This is a genomic window from Aequorivita antarctica (assembly GCF_007997155.1).
GTDB lineage: Bacteria > Bacteroidota > Bacteroidia > Flavobacteriales > Flavobacteriaceae > Aequorivita > Aequorivita antarctica.
Map to the genome: position 1 here is coordinate 322,850 of NZ_VORT01000002.1, position 18,850 is coordinate 341,699.

At 37.5% G+C, this 18,850-nt stretch carries 21 protein-coding genes; 6 read left to right on the forward strand and 15 right to left on the reverse strand.

The features are described from left to right. Positions 1-85 precede the first annotated feature (85 nt). Positions 86-355: a hypothetical protein gene (locus ESU54_RS04085; protein WP_111843867.1), complete on the reverse strand. Its 270-nt coding sequence runs from the start codon at positions 353-355 to the stop codon at positions 86-88. Between the two features lie 80 nt (positions 356-435). Then, positions 436-1,641 (reverse strand): RNA methylase, encoded by a 1,206-nt coding sequence (locus ESU54_RS04090; protein ID WP_111843868.1) that lies wholly within the window; start codon positions 1,639-1,641, stop codon positions 436-438. Between the two features lie 291 nt (positions 1,642-1,932). Here ESU54_RS04090 and ESU54_RS04095 point away from each other — a divergent pair, with 291 nt between their 5' ends. Beyond that, positions 1,933-2,358: a BLUF domain-containing protein gene (locus ESU54_RS04095; protein ID WP_111843869.1), complete on the forward strand. Its 426-nt coding sequence runs from the start codon at positions 1,933-1,935 to the stop codon at positions 2,356-2,358. Positions 2,359-2,405: 47 nt separating this feature from the next. Here ESU54_RS04095 and ESU54_RS04100 read toward each other — a convergent pair whose 3' ends face one another. From ESU54_RS04100 to ESU54_RS04110, 3 genes are all read right to left on the reverse strand, one after another. Then, positions 2,406-3,254, reverse strand: a complete 849-nt coding sequence (locus ESU54_RS04100) for an aldo/keto reductase (RefSeq protein ID WP_111843870.1) — start codon at positions 3,252-3,254, stop codon at positions 2,406-2,408. 434 nt (positions 3,255-3,688) lie between these two features. After that, the gene (locus tag ESU54_RS04105) at positions 3,689-6,181 is read right to left on the reverse strand and encodes an ABC transporter permease (RefSeq protein WP_111843983.1); all 2,493 of its coding nucleotides are present in this window, start codon (positions 6,179-6,181) and stop codon (positions 3,689-3,691) included. Positions 6,182-6,228: 47 nt separating this feature from the next. After that, a complete protein-coding gene (locus ESU54_RS04110; protein ID WP_111843871.1) occupies positions 6,229-6,918 on the reverse strand; it encodes an ABC transporter ATP-binding protein in 690 nt (229 codons plus the stop codon). A 27-nt stretch (positions 6,919-6,945) separates the two neighbouring features. Between ESU54_RS04110 and ESU54_RS04115 the strand changes: the two genes are divergently transcribed. Then, positions 6,946-7,704 (forward strand): arylesterase, encoded by a 759-nt coding sequence (locus tag ESU54_RS04115; protein ID WP_111843872.1) that lies wholly within the window; start codon positions 6,946-6,948, stop codon positions 7,702-7,704. 58 nt (positions 7,705-7,762) lie between these two features. Here the strand turns inward: ESU54_RS04115 and ESU54_RS04120 are convergent, their stop codons facing one another. Beyond that, a complete protein-coding gene (locus ESU54_RS04120; protein WP_146743974.1) occupies positions 7,763-7,972 on the reverse strand; it encodes a hypothetical protein in 210 nt (69 codons plus the stop codon). Positions 7,973-8,006: 34 nt separating this feature from the next. Between ESU54_RS04120 and ESU54_RS04125 the strand changes: the two genes are divergently transcribed. The 4 genes from ESU54_RS04125 (at position 8,007) to ESU54_RS04140 (ending at position 10,112) form a co-directional block, all read left to right on the forward strand. Continuing rightward, positions 8,007-8,621 (forward strand): DEAD/DEAH box helicase, encoded by a 615-nt coding sequence (locus ESU54_RS04125; protein ID WP_111843873.1) that lies wholly within the window; start codon positions 8,007-8,009, stop codon positions 8,619-8,621. A gap of 44 nt (positions 8,622-8,665) precedes the next feature. After that, a complete protein-coding gene (thiE, locus tag ESU54_RS04130; RefSeq protein WP_111843874.1) occupies positions 8,666-9,307 on the forward strand; it encodes a thiamine phosphate synthase in 642 nt (213 codons plus the stop codon). Between the two features lie 72 nt (positions 9,308-9,379). After that, positions 9,380-9,604, forward strand: a complete 225-nt coding sequence (locus ESU54_RS04135) for a hypothetical protein (RefSeq protein WP_111843875.1) — start codon at positions 9,380-9,382, stop codon at positions 9,602-9,604. Positions 9,605-9,653: 49 nt separating this feature from the next. After that, on the forward strand, positions 9,654-10,112 hold the full coding sequence (locus ESU54_RS04140) for a TspO/MBR family protein (RefSeq protein ID WP_111843984.1): 459 nt from the start codon (positions 9,654-9,656) through the stop codon (positions 10,110-10,112). Between the two features lie 135 nt (positions 10,113-10,247). Here ESU54_RS04140 and ESU54_RS04145 read toward each other — a convergent pair whose 3' ends face one another. From ESU54_RS04145 to ESU54_RS04185, 9 genes are all read right to left on the reverse strand, one after another. Further along, on the reverse strand, positions 10,248-10,439 hold the full coding sequence (locus tag ESU54_RS04145) for a cold-shock protein (RefSeq protein WP_111843876.1): 192 nt from the start codon (positions 10,437-10,439) through the stop codon (positions 10,248-10,250). Between the two features lie 125 nt (positions 10,440-10,564). Further along, positions 10,565-11,950, reverse strand: coding sequence for an FAD-binding oxidoreductase (locus tag ESU54_RS04150; RefSeq protein WP_111843877.1), 1,386 nt, complete (start codon positions 11,948-11,950; stop codon positions 10,565-10,567). A gap of 1 nt (position 11,951) precedes the next feature. Continuing rightward, on the reverse strand, positions 11,952-12,326 hold the full coding sequence (locus tag ESU54_RS04155; RefSeq protein ID WP_111843878.1) for a group I truncated hemoglobin: 375 nt from the start codon (positions 12,324-12,326) through the stop codon (positions 11,952-11,954). A gap of 112 nt (positions 12,327-12,438) precedes the next feature. Then, a complete protein-coding gene (locus ESU54_RS04160) occupies positions 12,439-13,536 on the reverse strand; it encodes a nickel-binding protein (RefSeq protein WP_111843879.1) in 1,098 nt (365 codons plus the stop codon). A 148-nt stretch (positions 13,537-13,684) separates the two neighbouring features. After that, the gene (locus tag ESU54_RS04165) at positions 13,685-14,497 is read right to left on the reverse strand and encodes a contractile injection system tape measure protein (protein ID WP_111843880.1); all 813 of its coding nucleotides are present in this window, start codon (positions 14,495-14,497) and stop codon (positions 13,685-13,687) included. Beyond that, complete coding sequence (locus tag ESU54_RS04170; protein ID WP_111843881.1) at positions 14,497-14,679, reverse strand: DUF5908 family protein; 183 nt, start codon at positions 14,677-14,679, stop codon at positions 14,497-14,499. Before ESU54_RS04170 ends, ESU54_RS04165 begins: the two co-directional genes overlap by 1 nt. 70 nt (positions 14,680-14,749) lie before the next feature. Next, complete coding sequence (locus ESU54_RS04175) at positions 14,750-15,049, reverse strand: PAAR domain-containing protein (protein ID WP_111843882.1); 300 nt, start codon at positions 15,047-15,049, stop codon at positions 14,750-14,752. A 14-nt stretch (positions 15,050-15,063) separates the two neighbouring features. Further along, positions 15,064-16,857, reverse strand: coding sequence for a type VI secretion system tip protein VgrG (vgrG, locus tag ESU54_RS04180; protein WP_111843883.1), 1,794 nt, complete (start codon positions 16,855-16,857; stop codon positions 15,064-15,066). Positions 16,858-17,037: 180 nt separating this feature from the next. Then, positions 17,038-18,849, reverse strand: a complete 1,812-nt coding sequence (locus ESU54_RS04185) for an adenylate/guanylate cyclase domain-containing protein (protein ID WP_111843884.1) — start codon at positions 18,847-18,849, stop codon at positions 17,038-17,040. Between the last annotated feature and the right edge of the window lies 1 nt (position 18,850).

The window sequence follows — 18,850 nt, forward strand, 5'->3', positions numbered from 1 at the left end:
ATACCACCTTGAATTTTTCTCCATCAGCGTTATAAATCATTTCAGAAATTCCATTTACTATTGTTGGCTGCTGCTTTTCTGAATCTTAGAATTTCGCATCCATTAACTCATAGGTGTCATAATCATATTGCAAGAACACACTTACGATCTTGCTATCTTCTACACGTACTTTTCCTGAGATACATCTAGAAGCTCCATCTTCAAAATAGGAAATATATACATTTCGATGCATCCCATCTGCTACAGGATTTGCCCCTCTAGTATCAAATGCTTCCTGTAACCTATCAAAACAATCTTGTGCATTTGCTGATGAAGCAACTAAGCTAAAAATCATAATTATAAAAATAATTTTCATCTTTTTGGATTTTCTTGAGTGTAAATGCTGATTTTTAATTTAATAAACGTCCAATTAAATCTGGTTGGGAACAACAAATATTACACTAGTACAATGGCATCTGCGCTCAAAAGTTCCTGAATAAAACCAAAGGTTTCAACTAAATCCCAAGTAGGATCCATTAATTGGGTAAGGGAGCTTAGCGAGATTGCTTCGCCCCTATTTAGCCTGTCAATTACTGTTGCCAATTCGGGATGTTTTTGTTTTACAATGCGATGACCCCTTGCAAATAATAAAGTGCTTTTTGGGTCTTGTTCATCAAGATAGATTGGGAATATTTTTTTCCCTTTTATAGAAAAAGCCTCCATTGAGGGGATTTTAGCCCTTATTTTGTTTGATTTTTTCCCAATGCCTCCATTACTTTTCAAGCGGGCCATTTTTCTCTCAAGCGTAATTTCCATTTTTCTCTGAATGGACTGTAGGTTGATAAGTTCATTCAAATCAGACTGTGTTGCCGCTAACTTTATGGGTTTTTCATATGCTATTTGATGCATAAGATTTTCTTCGGCAGTTTCCTTTATGAGTTCATTTTCGAATAGGTCTTTGGAAGGGTTGATATAATCTAAAACAACACTCACGGAAAATTTCGGGCTGTTGGCAATATGATACACATAATGTGCAATAAACATAGCGTCTCCAGGCTCTAGATCATGAGCCTTACCCTCTGTAAGCATTTCAGAAACATTGTGAAAAACCTTAGAGTGATGTTCTATTGCGTTGTATTTTGGGTCATCCCAAGTGTAGAACTGCTTATTTCCTGGTCCTAGATGAAATAGAATCCCGTCCTCCCCAGGGGCATCTTTATGAATACCAAATGGCGTGAAACCATAGTTTCCCATAAAAAATAGGAAAGACAAACCATGAAGAGGCAAGCCGGCAACTTTTATTAATGGGTGAACTATCGTGGCAGCTTTTTCAGCAAAAGAATTACTGTATTGTTCCAAACCCATGAGAATAATCCCAAACTTTTGGTCACCAAAAATTTGTTGCGTCCAACTTTCAAGCGAATACTCCAACTTGGGCGGATTTGATGCCATTTTTGCAATAAAATCATTTCGAAGCTCATTATCAATATAGATTTTTAAACCATTATTTAGCTCCTCATTGGCTAAGTATCCATTTAAAACACTAATAAGCAATAACTCCATCTCCGAGATATCCTCTTTTGAAATTAACTGTTTTGCTTGTGCAGGTTTGCTGAGCTTATTGGTATTGTAAAAAAAGGTTTCCCAGGAATTTGAATTCATGTATCTAATTTATTGGTTGTAATTGGCTAAGGTAGCATATTATAAAGAAGCTTGTAAAACGGATTACTGGATTGCTGGATTGTTGGACTTTTGGACTTTTGGACTTTTGGAATTCACTCGATTACCTTTCATCATCTGTTTTCATTTGAAGCAGCATACATAGACCCCTGAGTGTTTGGCTCAAAACCATTTAACTTCAACATTATCAATATCTTAAATTACGCCAATTAACACAACCTTGGTCATCTTTAAATATGAATAGCGGAATTTTGCATAAAACAACTATAGTATATGATTCGTACAATCGTCTATATTAGCAATGCCGTTATGCTACTGGAAAAGAAACATTTGGATGAATTATTTTATCAATGCGTCCAAAATAATATTTCGAATAATGTAACTGGAATATTAATATATAAGGAAGGGACTTTTATTCAAGTTTTGGAAGGCAATGATCAGGATCTTAATAATTTATTTAAAACTATTCAACAGGATAAGCGTCATAATAATATAATGACAGTTCTGGACAGAATGAATACGAAAAGGCTCTTTACTAAATTTAGAACTGGTTTGAGCTCATTGAACAATGCGCGACAGCTTAATATATTGGAAACCTTTTTAAGAAATAGCAAAGGTTCTCCCCACTCCCAAACGATCCTAGCTTTGTTAGGTCCGTTTCTTAATAAAAAAAACACCTCAATGAACGTGATTAATTAATGTTACCAGGCTAAATGATTTGAACTTATTCTTGTGTCGCTTATAAATTAAACTCTGTCTGGCCAGATATTGGGTAATTCTCCACTAAAACCCATTACAGGAAGCTTATCAATTAATTCCATATCTGTTGCAGTCAATTCAAAATCGAACAGCTTGATGTTTTCCGCTATTCTTTTGGGCGATGTTGATTTTGGAATAACGATTACTTCGTGCTGAATTATCCATCGCAAACAAACTTGTGAAATCGATCTATTGTGTTTTTTCGCGATTGTTTCCAAAACTTCGTTTTCAAAAACTTTTCCCCTAGCCAAAGGCGACCAAGACTCAACCGCTATACCTTTATTTTTGCAGTACGTCACTAATTCCTGCTGCCAATAGCCTGGATGAAACTCTATTTGGTTAATTGCCGGCATCACCTTGGCGGTTTTAAATAAAGCTTCTAAATGCTCCTGAAAAAAATTACTTATCCCAATGGATTTTATCCTGCCTTCAGCTTGTAATTCTTCCATTGCCCGCCAACTATCGGCATTGGCTTTTTGCCAGTTATCGTAATTTTTAGCATTAGCAGGCCAGTGTATTAAGTATAAATCAATGTAGTCTAGATTTAGTCTTTGTAAGGAATTTTCAAACTCCTTTTTCGTTGATTCATACCCTAAATGCTCCCGCCATAACTTAGTAGTTATAAAAAGATGCTCTCTTGCAACGCCACTGGCTTTCATACCTTTTCCAACAGCTTCTTCATTCCCATAAATCGCTGCGGTATCAATTAAAGAATACCCATTGGAAATAGCAGATGTAACCGATTCAATTCCTTCTTGATCGATAGCTTTATAGGTTCCAAATCCTACTATCGGTATGCTATGCCCATCATTCAAGCTTATTTTTTTTTGAATCATTGCGCCAATTTTTTATTTCAGTTTTCTGGTCATAGTTCAAATGTAACAAAAATTCAAGCCCAAGAATTCTAAAATGGTTTTAGGTTTTAAGCTGTAGCTGTAAGCATTATACTTTATATTTCCCAAATCCCAAATCACCAATCTTATATCGTCAATCATAAATCAAAAGCTCCTTCCCCTATGCAATAAATACACATTGGAAGAAAAAACAAAATTACAGGAAAAGGTGGCTCCCGACCTTTTCGTCGGGAGACGTAAGGGGTAATTTCAGAATCTAATTATTCATTACCCATTATTAATTACTAATTATTCATCATCCGTCCGTCATTTCGAAGGAGCGACTGCGGCAACCTGCCCAGTTGTAGTTCTATTCATGACGGCAAGTAGCCTCACAACCGACAACCGAGAACCCAAAACAGACAACTGACAACCCATCACCCACTCTTTCGAAGCACCTCCAAAGGAGAGCTCCTCAAAACCTCCCGGATATTGCTTAACCCAATCCCTAAAACCAAAAGAGAGATTCCAGGTAGAAAAACCAAGAACGGGATTAGCGAAGGTGTAAAGGGTTCTTCAAATACAAATATTGCCAAGAGCAAGCTGCTAACTAGCGCCAAAAGTATTCCCAAGAGACTGCCCAAAATTCCTAGAAATAGATATTCCAGGGCGGTAATGGTCAATATCTGTTTGTTTTTTGCACCCAGGGTTCGCAGTAAGACACTTTCCTTTATTCGCTGGTATTTACTGGTACGCACAGAGCCTATTAAAACAATAATCCCTGTAAGGATGCTGAAAAACGCCATAAAATTAATAACCCACGAAACCTTATTCAGGATATCTTCTATTACCGTAAACATCTGTCTTAAATCTATAACAGACACATTTGGAAATTTAGTAACCAAATCCCGTTGCAGTTTCGCAGAACTGGCTTCCGTTGGCGCATAGGTGGTCAACACATTAAACTGTGGCGCATTTTCCAAAACTCCACTTGGAAAAACGATGGAGAAATTAGGTTGCAGGGTTGTCCAATCCACTTTTCGGATGCTTGTAACCACCGTTTCCATAAGTACGCCCTGCACATTAAAAACAATTGGGTCGCCAAGTGTTACCTTGGCGTCTTCAGCAAGATTCTCGGAGATGGAAATTTGGATGGTATCTTCTGCCTTGTGCAAAGCCACCCACTCCCCTGTTACAATTTCTTCGGAATCGGTAAGTTCACTGCGATAGGTGGTTCTAAACTCGTGATTTAAAAGCCAGCCTTTTACTTGGGAAGTAGTATCCGTTCGCAAGCTGTTTACCAATTCATTTTTTATGCTATGCATCCGCATCGTAACAATCGGGATATTATCCAATACCGACAAGTCATTCGCCTTAAAGGTGTTTACAACCTCAGCTATTTGGTCTGGCTGCACGTCCAAGGTTATCAAGTTTGCACTTTCTGAGGTTTGCCCCAATGCTGCTTTATCTAGTAAAATATCCTTTGTAAAGTAAAGCGTACTGATTAAAAAGGTACCCAATCCAATAGCTACCAGCAACACAACGGTTTGGTTGTTGGGACGAAATAAATTCAGCAGACTTTGCCGTGTAGTAAAACCTGCACCCTTGGGAAAGTATCTTTTAACCAAGTTCATGCTCCCTATTGCAATACCTGCAAGGATACCGAAGGTTACGAGTATCCCGCCGATAAAGGCCAAGGCAAATAACCAATCTTTAAGCAACCAATAGGAAAAGGCGTATAAAAACAAAACAATCACGGCAATGACACTATAACGGGCCTTCGCAGATTGTTTAGAAGTATCGCCGCTAACCCGCAGCACTTCCAAGGGGGAAACATACCAAGTGCGCAATAAAGGCAATAAAGCAAATAAAACCGACATCACCAAGCCTAAAAGAACGCCTATGATTAACGGTTGTGCAGTAATGCTAATGGTTAATTCGAACGGTAAAAACTCTTTTAATACAATGGGAAAAAGTTCTTGAAGCCCTACTCCTATTGCGGTTCCTATAATACCTCCTAAGATCCCTATGCCTGCAATCTGTATCAAGAAAATCAAAAAGCTTTGTTTTCTGGACGCTCCCAGACATTTTAATACTGCAATGGCCTTTATTTTTTCCTTGATATAGATGTTTACCGAGCTGGCAATCCCTACGCAGCCTAGTAATAGCGCTATGAAGGCGGTTAGGTTTAAAAATGAGCCTACATTGTCATACCGGCGCCCCAATCTGCTGCTGGTGTTGGTGTGGGTATCCAAGTCTGCATTTTCTGCCTCGAGCATCGGTTGCAACTTTTTTTCCAGTGCCACCAGATCTGTATTGGGTTGCTTGAAAAAATACTGATACTGTTTTCGGCTTCCAAACTGTAACAATTCGGTGTCGGCTATAAATCGAAAAGGAATAATCACCAAGGGTGCAACAGAATTGGAAACAGCGTTATTACCGGGAATAGCGTTTAATGCGCCGGCTATGGGCAAGGTTATTTCGCCTATTTTAATGGAGTCGCCCGCTTGAAGGTTGTATTGCAACATCAAAGTAGCATCAACCAAAGCCCCACCTAAAGCTTGATAGGAAGTAGCGGCTGTAACAGGCTGTGTTTTAAGCGTTCCGTAAAAAGGGAAATCGCCTTGTAAACCACGGACACGTACTAATTTAGTGCCGTTATTCTTAGGAAAAGCGGCCATCGATACAAAGTTTACTTCCGATGCATCTGGTTTTAAGGAATCTATAATTGCTTGCGCGCGTTCATTGGGAAGCTGATCCGTATCAATAAGGAAATCGGCCCCCATCAAGGATTTTGATTGCCGCTGAATATTAGCGGTTAGGTTCTGTCCGAACAACTGTATGGAAACTACGGCCGCAATCCCCAATATAATAGAGGCCATAAAAAGCAGTAAGCGCACCCTACTGGCTTTGGCATCGCGCCAAGCCATTTTAAAAAGCCAAGCGGTGTTGGGTTTAGATTTTAACTGAGACTTGTTCAAATTTGTACAGTTGTTTCATTCGTTAAAATCTTGCCCCCTTTCAATCTTAAGATTTGCTGTGTTCTTGCAGCCAAATCTAAGTCGTGGGTAATAATCACTAGTGTAGTTCCTGCCTCTTCATTGAGGTTAAAAAGCAACTGTATCACTTTCTCGCCGGTTTCTTCGTCTAGGTTGCCAGTAGGCTCGTCAGCAAATAAAATTGAAGGGCTATTTGAAAAAGCCCTTGCTACTGCTACCCGCTGCTGCTCCCCACCCGATAGTTGTGATGGATAGTGATGAATGCGATCTCCCAAGCCAACTTTTTCCAATAATTCCTTCGCTCTGGCAGTGGCATTTTTTGCGCCTTGTAGCTCTAAAGGCACACTAACGTTTTCAAGGGCCGTTAAGGTTGGTAACAACTGAAAATCCTGAAAAATAAACCCCACTTCTTCATTGCGCAATTGCGCCCGTTCATCTTCGTTAAGGGTGTTTAAAGTATGTCCGCATAATTCAACCGTGCCAGCACTGGGCGTATCTAGGCCTGCAGCTAAGCCCAATAAGGTGGTCTTCCCACTTCCCGAGGGGCCAACAATGGAGAATGTTTGTCCTTTTTCAACTTCAAAGGAAACATTATGAAGGACCGTTAATTCCTTGGAACCACTTTTATAAGTCTTTTCCAGCCCGTTAATCTTTAATATCTTTACCATTTAAATTTTATAATAATCAGCGTCCTTATGCCGAAGTCCAAAATTACAGAAACCCTTTTAAATAGTACAGTTTCCAAATATCGAAACCTCTTAAAGTTTTGTTATTTCCTGATGGTTTTTGTTGTAATCTCCTGTGGAAATGACACAAAATCAAAAGTCTCTGCAGATACAAACGAAAATGCCACTACTGAAACTGAAACGGAAGCTCCAGCAACCACTTCCAGCAAGACCATCCTATTTTATGGCGACAGCATTACTGCCGGCTATGGGCTAGATGATACTAACGATGCTTTTCCGGGGATTATTCAGTTTAAAATTGATTCCTTGGACTTAAACTATGAGGTTGTAAACTCTGGCCTAAGTGGCGAAACCTCCGCTGGCGGCAAAAGTAGAATCGATTGGATTCTCAACCAGGATATCGATATATTCGTGCTGGAGCTAGGCGCAAACGACGGCCTGCGCGGTCTGCCTATAACAGAAACCAAAGCGAATTTGCAAGCGATTATAGATGCCGTAAAAGCCAAAAGCCCAAGCACAAAAATCGTTTTGGCAGGCATGCAATTACCCCCCAATATGGGACAAGCGTACACAACCCAATTTAAAGCCGTTTTCTCTGATCTGGCTTCAGAAAATAAAATTGCCTTCATTCCTTTTATTTTGAAAGACGTAGGTGGTGTAAAAGAATTAAATCAGAGTGATGGTATTCACCCGACTGTTGAAGGACATAGGATAGTAGCCAATACTGTATGGGAGGTGTTGGGGCCTGTTCTTAATTCTGAGTTGTAGTTCGTCATTGCGAAGGAGCGACCCAAGGAGCGACTGTGGCAATCTGCTCAGGTGTAGTTTATTCATGATGGCAAGTGGTTTCATGAGATTGCTTCGCTGCGCTCGCAATGACGGTTTGGATCATTACCCAAGTCACAATCACGAATGGTGACCGAGTGAATTCCAAAGAGCGAAGCGAAGTGGAATTAGTATCGAGGCCACCAAAATAGAAAACCCAACAACGCACCCCTATGTCGTTTGTAGGCAGTATCTTTACCGTTATTAGCATAATCGTACGCTAAGCCTTCATTTATTAAATTCCTATGCCTTTTAAAAAATTACATCCCGATATACTAGAGAAGCTAGCGGCTTTAGAAATAACTACTCCTACTCCTTTTCAAAGCGCGAGCATTCCTGTTATAAAAAGTGGCGCCAATGTGTATTGCACGGCCCCACAGGATAGTGGAAAAACGACCACGCTTATAATTACCACTTTGCAAAAATTGAAGTGTAAGGAAGTTGGAAATGCCCCAAGGGCGGTAGTTCTTGTTGAAAACAAGGAAAAGGCCATGGAGTTATACGATGCGTTTTTATTCTATACCAAACATACTTCGTTACGGGTTTATGTAGGCTATGAAGAGCTGCACATTGATGTGCAGAAATCCGAAATAGCTATGGGTACAGACATTCTTATTACCACGCCCAAGAGTATGAATAAGTTGTTTTTATTGAACGGGGTGAGTATCTCTCAATTAAAGATGTTCAGTATAGACGACGCTGAATTTCTAACCCAAAAATCATCATATGAAGCTATTATGTCCATTACTCAAAGTATCCATAAATGTCAGTATGTGATTTATTCAGAAAAAATGCATCCCATTTTGAAGCGGTTTGAAGGGTATTTTATGGCGTATTCTAAGGTTGTTAGTATTGAGTAGTGAGTATTGAGACGTTAAACAAAATTAAAAATTGATTGATATTTATGATCCCTAAACTACATTATATAACCCAAGGAAGTTCTCCAAAGGAGCATTTGGAAAACATTCAAAAGGCTTGTAACTCTGGGGCGGAATTGGTGCAATTGCGTTTGAAAGGTCTTGCGGAAAAGAAATTATTAAAATTTGCTAATGAGGCCAGAGAAATCACTTCTCATTTTCAAACCAGGCTAATCATTAACGATCATTATAAAATATCAAGAGAAGTTAAAGCAGATGGGGTGCATTTAGGAAAAACAGATGTCTCCCCTACTATAGCTAGAAAGCATTTATACTCTTGGCAAATCATTGGCGGTACGGCAAATACTATGCAAGATTGTGAAGCATTGCTTGATGAACAAGTAAACTATATAAGCTTAGGTCCCTTTAGAGCAACAGCAACTAAAGCTGATTTACCACCCGCTTTAGGTTTAGCTGGCTATACTGCCATTACAGATATATTGAAAACCGGCACCCCCATTATTGGCGTTGGAGGCATTACAACAGATGACGTTACTGCCATTTTAGAAACAGGTATATCTGGAATTGCTGTTTCCGAAGCAATTACCCGCGATTTTAATAATATTAAAGTCTTTAACCAATTGCTAAACGCGTCTTCTACTGCCGAACAACGGTATACTTTTGAATAAGAAGTACGAGCGACGAGGTACGAACTATGAGATTTGGAATTATGAAAAATACTCTATTCTAATTTTGATATAATGAAATTAAACTTATTATCCTGTGATGCGCAGCGGCCTGATAAAAGAGCTATAGCCCAATGTATTGTAGCCATTTCATTAAACATAAGCGAATCTTTAGCCAATGAACTTACGGATATACTCTTAGAGGGAGATGCTGTAGATATTGAAGTGAAAGACAAAGACAGTGGTTCTGCTTTAAGAGCTTTACGAAAACTAGCTATTGACTACGAAATTATTGAATGAAACAAATTGTTATTTTCAAATAACTGAATATTTTAAAAAGCACATTCAAATGATTTACAGACTTATACTATTCTTAATACTAAATTTTGGTTCTATCGGACTTGGAAGTGTCCTTGCAGGAAAAGGACCTAGGTCTGAATGGTATGCCGGTATTAACAAAGCGCCTTGGACGCCACCGGGTTGGGTATTTGGTGCCTCGTGGACGTTGATAATGATTTGTTTCAGTATTTACCTGGCTTATTTATGGCCTGTGGTCGAGAATAAAAAAATGCTTATTGGTGTATTGCTTCTTCATTATATCCTGAATCTAGCTTGGAATCCGGTTTTCTTCCATTACCATCAAGTTTTAGCAGGACTATTTATAATAACCGGGCTTACGCTGGTTATTGGGTTCTTTATGTATTTTTATTGGTCGCATTTGGATTTTAAATCGTTATTGATAGCCCCCTATCTTGTTTGGCTTCTTATTGCCACCTCTTTAAATGCTTATGTTCTTTTAAAAAATTAATTTGTTTCCCACACATCTTCACTCGCTAATGCTTTAGTGGCAGACTACTTTTTTATGGATTTACTTTTAAATATATGGATAAAAAAAAGCCCATCGATTAAGACGGGCTTTGTTTGAAAATATAAGAATATTTATTTAGACAACTTTTACGTTTACTGCGTTTAATCCTTTGTTTCCTTCTTGAAGGTCAAATGTAACTTCATCACCTTCTCTAATCTCATCGATTAATCCAGAAATGTGTACAAAGTGATCTTTTTCAACTCCTTCTTCAGTGATGAATCCAAAACCTTTAGCGTCGTTGAAAAATTTTACTGTTCCTTTACTCATTGTAATGTATTTTAATTTATTAATAATTAATAGTTTGCAAAGATGGTGCCATTAAATTTAATTACCGCCAATTAGTCTGTTTATTATTAGGGCATAAAGAAAATAGTCAATTATTTGAACTAAACTCATTTCTTAATATTCTGATTTACTCTAAATAAGTTCTCTGGATCGTAGGTAGTTTTAATTTTAACCAATCTATCATAGTTCTGCTTATAACTGGCTTTAACACGATCTTGCCCTTCTTCCATCATAAAGTTTGAATAGGCACCACCTGCAGAATATGTATGCAAAGCCTCATAATACGCTTTACACCAATCGGTAATTTTAGTCGCATTTGCAGGATCTGGATCTACTCCTATATAAACACCTGCATATTTGGCATCTCTATATGCCCAAGGAGTATCTGTCGCCCCAACTCTACTGGCTGCGCCAGTTATTGGATATAAATGCATTTGCGATAAAGGGGTTGGTACATTAGAACCGAATTTTAAATGCTGTGCGCTTATCTCTGGGCTTAATTCGTTGAAAAAATCCGCTCTCCAGTACCACTGCAATCCTTTTGGCAATAATCCGTCAAATAAGGTTTGTAAGGCTGGATAAGGCATTTCACCAACATGTGAAAAAACTGGATCGAGATCTAGTACTGGTTTAAAGATTGCTTCAAACTTTTCAGGATCACCCACATAACACCAAACAATGCCACAAAACTTTTTGTTGTGTAAATGCGTTGGAAACGGAGATTCTGGAATAATCATGGTTGCAATAAATCCATTTAAATCTTCTGGCGCTTCTTGAATAAAAGTGTCATACCAGGCCATTATTTCTTCCACTCTTTCTATTGGCCATAAGGTAGGTCCGCCCATTAGCATTTTAACAGCATGCGCCTGAAATGTAAATGAAGTAACCACACCAAAATTGCCACCACCCCCGCGAATGGCCCAAAACAAGTCGGTATTTTCGCTAGCATTAACGGTAACAAAGCTGCCATCTGCCAAAACCATATCTGCTTCTAATAGATTGTCTATAGTCAGCCCATACTTTCGCGTTAAATAGCCTACACCTCCTCCAAGTGTTAACCCTCCTACTCCTGTTGTTGAAATCATTCCTGAAGGAATTGCCAAACCAAATTCATGGGTTGCCTTATCTACTTCATTCCAAATGTTTCCCCCTCCCACTTTTACGGTGTTGTTAGCGGTATCTACGTCTACGAACTTAATACCTGATAAATCTATTACCAAGCCATCATTACATAAGCCTAAGCCTGCTCCGTTATGGCCACCTCCTCTTATGGCAACCAACAAATTGTTTTCTCTTCCAAAATTTACAGACGCTATCACATCCTTAGCATCTTCACACATAGCGAATACCCCCGGATGTTTATCTATCATGCCATTGTACACTTTACGTGTTTCATTATAGGCTGCGTCTGTTGGTAAAATAAGCCTGCCTTTTAATTGTGAGGCAAATGCTTTTATGATGTGTGGAGATATCTCTTTAACTGAATTCTTCATGTTATTTTGAAATTATCATATCTTTTAAGGACCAGAGTATGGCCAATACTTCTGTTTTTGAATCTTCAGAAATGGAATTCTTATCCAAGGCAATAAAAATATCATCCATTACGTGCAAATATTCCCCAGGACTTATATTCATACCTGTATGCGTCATTACCATATCTTTTCCTCCATAATGGGCAGGGCCTCCGCTTCCAGCACTAAAAAAATCTACAGTGTGTTTTTTAATAACAGCCAACTGTTCGGGTTTGTCCTTAAAAGGCAGAAAACGCGCACTTATAGCGGGGTTATTCATATGGGCAGTAACAGTATCGTCTACTATCAATTTAATTCCTTCTTCGCCACCTAAGCGTTCGTAAAGTGTTGTCTTCATAATATTTTGTTTTAGTTATATTCCAAAACTAAAGAGACAAAAGAGGACACACCGCTAAAATTAATTCAAAAAATGAGAATTTTGAACCATTGGGAATTCGGAGAAATTGAACTTAGACTATATACTGCTGTATGTATGTGGAAGGAAGTATACCATATTTTTCCATAAAGCATTTTGAGAAGTAGGCAGGACTATTAAAGCCTATTTTAAAGGCAGCCTCAGAGATATTATCTGTTTTTTTCTGTAGTAAAAGTAAGGCTTGTTCCAAACGGTAATCCTTTATAAATGTATTGGGGGATTTTCCCAGGACGGCCATCATTTTACGATAGAGCTGCGACTTGCTGTAACCTAAATCTTTACTAAAGTCGCTTGCATTTAAAGTGGTTTGATCCCATACCTGCTCTGTATGATCCATAAGGTGGTTAAGAAATTTTTCGTCGGTGTTACTTAATGTATGTACAAGACTACTGTTAATAGGAACATTTAAATGCTCACTTTCGTATAAATCCTTCACTTCAGATGTTATGGAGACAGGTTTGTTTACATACTCACATAAACGCTCGGCCATTTTTATGGTGTCTTCGAAAATGCCCTCTTTTTCAGTAACAGGAATCCCAGCGCTTATTCCTATTTTAAAGTCTAAATCAGGGGTTATAACACAATTTTGAGTTCCTTTAATTTTTAGCCCACAATGTATCGCATCGGTAACAGAAGCAAAAGACATTAAAAAGCTATTGGCTTCTTGCCGAACCAAACGGCCATTAAATTCAGACGTCAGGGTTTTTATTGAAGAAGTGTAGCCTCTAATTGCGGCTTTTAAGGTTTTTATTTCGGTTAGTCTTAAGGTTTTATGCTTTATAGTAACAACCATAAGCGTTCTAAAAGCTGGATCGTTAATAATGTTAAGACTGGTTTTTTTAGACTTTTCCGGGTCTTCTATACGTCCTAAAAAAGATTCTACAATGGTGTCATTAACTTCAATAATACGTTGTGGAACAGCACCGTGCGAATGATGGTGCAAATTTAAAACCGCTTGTTTATCTGGTGCATCTATTAAACAAAAGGCTGTTTGTCTTTTTTCATCACACCAATAGGTTAATCCGCGACAATTATATTTGTGCTCAATATCTAAATCTGCTTGATGCATTTCTGCAACATGCTTGGCTGAAACGCCGTCAGGCAGATCATGGAAGTCCATAAATATTGGCATACTTGATGGTTTTGATTGTAAGATACATTTTTTTTATTGCAAAAGTCAAATTGCAAAAGTGGTTTAAACGCTCTTTTATGGAGTATTTTATAATAGTTTCTGCTTAATGTGATGATTAAAGAAATTTATATTTGATATTAATGTTCTTTTAAACCCAATCTATATATAATGGATTTTCCATCCACGGCAGCTTAATTAGAGAAATATTCCAGGGGATGGTTTGCATTAATACATCAACTCCCGTTTGTTCAACCCTCAGTTTACTTCTATCCTCTTCAATTTTTAAAATTCCATTTCGTTGTAAAAAGGTTTCTTGAACCCCTTCTATAGTTGTATTTTTTATTTTATCCCAGTTTTGAATAAGCCCATTCAAAAGGCTTTCTGCTAGGTCTTTTTCTTGTTGTGTTAATTCAGTAATAGGCTCCAATTGGTCTTCTATGGGCATTCCAACCAATAGTTTGTTTAGCACAAGCTCATGCTCAGGAAAATCAATTTGGTTATAAACAAGTTGTTGTATTAAATACACCCCTCTATTTCTGTTTTCACTATTAATAAATTCACCGTTTTCAAGCATATCCAATTGCTCAAAAAAGCGTGGTAAAAAAGGCCATACTATGATTAAGCCTGAATTATTTATATATATTTCATCTTCCATTTCTTGTAAATTGTTATTCTTTAAGTTTAATTTAGTATCCAAAGCCTGTTGGAAAGCAATTTCAATACGTTTCGGTAGTTCTGATTCAAGTTCTTTTTCAGAAATAGTGCCTATGTCTATTTCTAAAATATCCAATTCGATACTAATTTCATTTGGGATTTTACATGAAATAGCATTTTCCAGGGCAGCGTGTATCTGAGAATCAAAAACAGTTTCAATCACATTATTGCATCGAGAAGCCAAAGCCTTATTTTCATAGTTGAAGTTGAAAATAGATTTATAAATACTGCTTTGCTCCTGCTTCATTATCGTTTTGATTTTGATTCTAATTTTGATAAAACCGTTTCAATACATTCCTCTTTAATTGACTTTTTCATTTGTTCCATGTATTGCAATAAATCCTCATTATTCAATGATTCTTCATTCTTATCTGAAGTGCTTTTAGTTACAACCCCTCGTATTATCAATTCTTTTATAATTAATGTCATGAAAATTTAATTTTAGTTTATGGAAACTTTTTTAAGGATCTCTCTTAATTAATACCTTAGTAAATCAACATCAACCCCCTATTATTACAGTGGGGCATCCTAAAACAATGGTACCGCCATGGGCAGTGGCATCACCCATTCTTGCTGCTGGCATACCGCCAATCAATACTGTAGCTGAACCTGTTATAATGGTGTCTGGAGGTCCTACGCAAACACAACTATCGCCAACAACGGCTGCGGGCATACTACCAATTAATACTGTAGGTACTCCGGGGCCAACAATTGGACCGCCCACATGAGGAATAGGTGGAAGTCCTGGGGTTTCCATTGGACAAGTGTGCATATCTGTAAGTCTTGCTGCTAATGACATAGTTTTTTTGTTTTTTAATTAATCATTACCATAGCCCCTTTTACAGTAGTTTGGCCAGAGGCTGAGAGTTCTGCTGAGGCATTAGCTTTTGCTGTAAATGAGGTTTGGGCACTTTGTTTAATATTTAATCCATCCAATGTTACATCAGCCATTGCCTTCATTGCTAAATTAGATTTTGCTATAAGGTTAATGTTTCCATCGGCGTTTAAATTTATATCCTTTGATGAATTCATTGTTATTCCTGATTCATCCATAACTAAGGTGTTTTCATTGACATCAGTAATATTGATGCTTTTATTTTTATCATCGAACACAATTGTATTCTTTTCTGGAGTCTCAATGGTTAAAATTTTATCTTCATCATCAAAGGTTATATGGATACCAGATTTAGAATAAATGGATTTGAATTGGTTCTTTTCATCGGGTGTTTCCTTAGGCTTATTTTTAGCACTATAAAGCGATCCGATTATGACTGGAAATCGCGGGTCATTATTCATAAAAGTTAGGAGAACCTCATCCCCTACTTCAGGAAAGAAGAAAAGGCCAGCATCTGCAGAAGCATAAGGGACTGAAATTCTAGCCCAAATAGCTAAGTCTTCCCCATTTCCATTACTTATTGGCAAGCTTACCAAAATTCGATACTTATTAGAAGGGTCTTCATGTATTTGTTTAACCGTTGCAATTTGAGTACCTCTTAAAGCGGGTGACAATCCTGATGCCCCTAAATCTTCAACATCATTTAAAGCGGCATGAAGTTTTGCCGATCTACCCACATATAATTCAGTTAACCATTCGCCATCTTGCAAACTATGTGTAACTTTTGAAATAAAGGCATTACCATTAAAGCGAGCGCTAAATCCTGAAAGCTTAATAATATTGCCCGGAATAACTTTTGTAGTTCCTAGAACAGTAATTTTCCCCTGAATCTTTTCCAGAATCGCTGAATTTGCCCGCGATGCTAACCAAACTTTCATTTCATCAGTATCAAGAGAAGTTGATGAATAACTGTTTGAAGTATTGCTTAACACTGCAGACAGTTTTTTAGCGTTTAAATTTCCTTGATTTAAAGAATCCTCAATGAGGTGCGTACTCTTTATTTCTTGTTGTGTATCTGGATTCCATGCTGACATATTATAAGCTTCGGAAAGGTTTTCGCTTTGCAATCTTAGATCAATATCAATTATAAATTGAGTAGCATTTATTTCCAACTCAGGCGTTGTGTTAAAGTCAATCTTCTTTACACTAAGTTTATTTTGATAGGTAGTTACGAGCATATTATTGGCTTCTGCTCTTATAACAAGATAATCCCAATCTGAACAGTTATACTGCATTAAAACTGGATGTGAAACAGTTGTAGCATCTATTTCAAGTTTTAATCCATAATTTTTAACAATGCTTTTTAAAGCATCTGAATCTATAATATTTTGAAATACAGCATTGTGCCTGCCTTTTGTCATTTTCACTGCTTTGTCTTTGCATAAAACCGTAAGCTGTGATTTATAGCCTTTAACTTTGAGTTGTTGGGAAATAATTAATCCTTTAAAAACCTCTTCCTTTTTATTATTATAACCAAGACGTATTTCAATTTCGTTACCAGGAATAAAGTCTGAACCCTCACTATTTATATAAGACTCATTTTCTGAACCATCTGCTCCCCCATCGTGAACAACAATCATGGCTGACGTTATTCGATTAACCTCCATTTCAATTAACAGCTCTTTTACCTCGATAGTATCCTTAATTTTAGTGCCATTAATTAAAATTTCAAAATCGATTATACCTTCGGGATATTGCAGTGCCTTTGCCATGGGTTCTCTTTTTAATGGGTTCTGTTTACTTTTTGGATCAAATTAGTAAATAAATTATTCAATAGAGATCAACATTGAATATAATCTATTTGTCTGGTTGTAGGTTTTTCAGCCCACACACCATTTTTTTTACTATAGCTTTAGTTGAAAAAGCATTATGCTTCCCTCATGGGCCTCGACTTAATTGTTGTTTATAAAATACATTTTCATTGCGCCTCTATTTTTGACAGCTATTTCTCCTCTATATTCACATTCAAAAGTATCTTTTACAAGTTCATAGGTGTTTTCCCCAATATTTATTTTTCCGGGCTCAGACATGGTTTCCATACGGGAAGCTACATTTACGGTATCTCCCCATATATCATAGGCAAATTTCTTGGTTCCCACTACGCCCGCAACAACGGGCCCCGTATTGATGCCTATTCGGATATCAAAAGTGAGTTCGCTTGCTGATACATCTTTTTTTGTTTTCTCTACAAATGCGGCGATTTCAATAGCGGCCAATATCATTCTTTTGGCGTGATCTTCCGTATTGCTATGCAGCCCCCCTGCACACATATAGGCATCGCCTATGGTCTTGATTTTTTCCAGACCGTGTTTTTCTACAATTTCATCAAACCTTGAAAAGTAAAAGCTCACTGTTTCTACCAAGGCTTCTGGCGATAGCTTTTCCGAATAATTGGTGAATCCCTTAAAATCGGTAAATAACACTGTCACGGAATCGTATTTTTTGGCTTTTACCGCACCATTTTGCTTTAATTCGGCTGCAGTTTCCTCGGGAAGTATATTTAGCAATAAACTATCTGAGCGATCCCGTTCTTGTTCAATAATCTTTTTTGTTTTTCTTATGAAGTTGTTGCGCCTATATAAGCCAATGGCCATGAGTATTATCAAAAACAGGGCGATAGCAGTGGCAATTATTATATTGCGTTGGTTTTTTCTTTTTTGGTCCAGTAAATCTACTTCTATCTGTTTTTGCGAAACTTCATAATTTGTGCGCAAATCGCCCATTTGTTGCACATTTTTTACATTGACAACACTATCCCTATAAATGATATACGACTTATAATATTTGTAGGATAGCACAGAGTCACCGGCCTGCTCGTAAAGTTCAGCTATTTTTTTATTGGCATCACCAATCTGTTCCTTTAAACCATATTGTTTTGCAAGCGTGAGACTTCTTTTAGAATAATCAATTGCGGCCTGCCATTGCCCTTTTTCTAAGTAGATATCAGACATTGCCATGAGATAAACACTAATTGGGTAATAATCCTCAGATTCTTGCAAAATATGGATAGCTTCATTGATGTTCTTTTCGGCCAACTCTTTTTTCCCAGTATTGGCATATACCATACCTATGTTGCCTAGATTATATGCTTTTCCAGTAGCATAATTAAGCTGTTCAAAAATTTCACCTGATTCTTTGAAGTACACAAGTGCAGAATCGTACTTCTTTTTAGTGAGGAGCGCGTCTCCAGCATTTAATATTGTTGATGCTAATGCCACTTTATCTTTATCTTTTCGGAGTGTGGCAATAGCCTTGTTATAGTAGAGCATTGCATTTTTATGATTGTCTGTGATGGAATATACACTAGCAATTGCGCCATAGGCACTGCCCTCTAAAGAAAATTTATTTATTTTTCTTGCAAATTCTGCACTTTTGAAAAAAGCCTTTACGGCTTCTTCTAGATTGCCCAACAATCTATGAGCACTCCCCTTTTGATAATACCCTTGCGATAAATAGGGATAATCACCCATTTTTTCAGATAGCTGTATTAACTCTTCAGCATATTGAAGGCTACGTTGATTGTCCTTTACTTCATTAAAAGACAGCTCTCTAAGTAATTCTAACTTTTCATTGCCTTTAAGAGTATCTGCACGATATATCCCCGCCAGGCTGTCTGCAATACGCTGATCCTGAGCAATAATAGTACTATTGAAAAGGCAAAAAAAGCCTATTATTAAGAAATAGGCTTTTCTATTAACAATCATA

Bases quoted from the DNA above. Each gene is read 5' to 3' on its own strand.
- ESU54_RS04085 (WP_111843867.1), bottom strand. From the start codon at position 355: ATGAAAATTATTTTTATAATTATGATTTTTAGCTTAGTTGCTTCATCA.
- ESU54_RS04090 (WP_111843868.1), bottom strand. From the start codon at position 1,641: ATGAATTCAAATTCCTGGGAAACCTTTTTTTACAATACCAATAAGCTC.
- ESU54_RS04095 (WP_111843869.1), top strand. From the start codon at position 1,933: ATGATTCGTACAATCGTCTATATTAGCAATGCCGTTATGCTACTGGAA.
- ESU54_RS04100 (WP_111843870.1), bottom strand. From the start codon at position 3,254: ATGATTCAAAAAAAAATAAGCTTGAATGATGGGCATAGCATACCGATA.
- ESU54_RS04105 (WP_111843983.1), bottom strand. From the start codon at position 6,181: ATGGCTTGGCGCGATGCCAAAGCCAGTAGGGTGCGCTTACTGCTTTTT.
- ESU54_RS04110 (WP_111843871.1), bottom strand. From the start codon at position 6,918: ATGGTAAAGATATTAAAGATTAACGGGCTGGAAAAGACTTATAAAAGT.
- ESU54_RS04115 (WP_111843872.1), top strand. From the start codon at position 6,946: ATGCCGAAGTCCAAAATTACAGAAACCCTTTTAAATAGTACAGTTTCC.
- ESU54_RS04120 (WP_146743974.1), bottom strand. From the start codon at position 7,972: ATGCTAATAACGGTAAAGATACTGCCTACAAACGACATAGGGGTGCGT.
- ESU54_RS04125 (WP_111843873.1), top strand. From the start codon at position 8,007: ATGCCTTTTAAAAAATTACATCCCGATATACTAGAGAAGCTAGCGGCT.
- thiE (WP_111843874.1), top strand. From the start codon at position 8,666: ATGATCCCTAAACTACATTATATAACCCAAGGAAGTTCTCCAAAGGAG.
- ESU54_RS04135 (WP_111843875.1), top strand. From the start codon at position 9,380: ATGAAATTAAACTTATTATCCTGTGATGCGCAGCGGCCTGATAAAAGA.
- ESU54_RS04140 (WP_111843984.1), top strand. From the start codon at position 9,654: ATGATTTACAGACTTATACTATTCTTAATACTAAATTTTGGTTCTATC.
- ESU54_RS04145 (WP_111843876.1), bottom strand. From the start codon at position 10,439: ATGAGTAAAGGAACAGTAAAATTTTTCAACGACGCTAAAGGTTTTGGA.
- ESU54_RS04150 (WP_111843877.1), bottom strand. From the start codon at position 11,950: ATGAAGAATTCAGTTAAAGAGATATCTCCACACATCATAAAAGCATTT.
- ESU54_RS04155 (WP_111843878.1), bottom strand. From the start codon at position 12,326: ATGAAGACAACACTTTACGAACGCTTAGGTGGCGAAGAAGGAATTAAA.
- ESU54_RS04160 (WP_111843879.1), bottom strand. From the start codon at position 13,536: ATGCCAATATTTATGGACTTCCATGATCTGCCTGACGGCGTTTCAGCC.
- ESU54_RS04165 (WP_111843880.1), bottom strand. From the start codon at position 14,497: ATGAAGCAGGAGCAAAGCAGTATTTATAAATCTATTTTCAACTTCAAC.
- ESU54_RS04170 (WP_111843881.1), bottom strand. From the start codon at position 14,679: ATGACATTAATTATAAAAGAATTGATAATACGAGGGGTTGTAACTAAA.
- ESU54_RS04175 (WP_111843882.1), bottom strand. From the start codon at position 15,049: ATGTCATTAGCAGCAAGACTTACAGATATGCACACTTGTCCAATGGAA.
- vgrG (WP_111843883.1), bottom strand. From the start codon at position 16,857: ATGGCAAAGGCACTGCAATATCCCGAAGGTATAATCGATTTTGAAATT.
- ESU54_RS04185 (WP_111843884.1), bottom strand. From the start codon at position 18,849: ATGATTGTTAATAGAAAAGCCTATTTCTTAATAATAGGCTTTTTTTGC.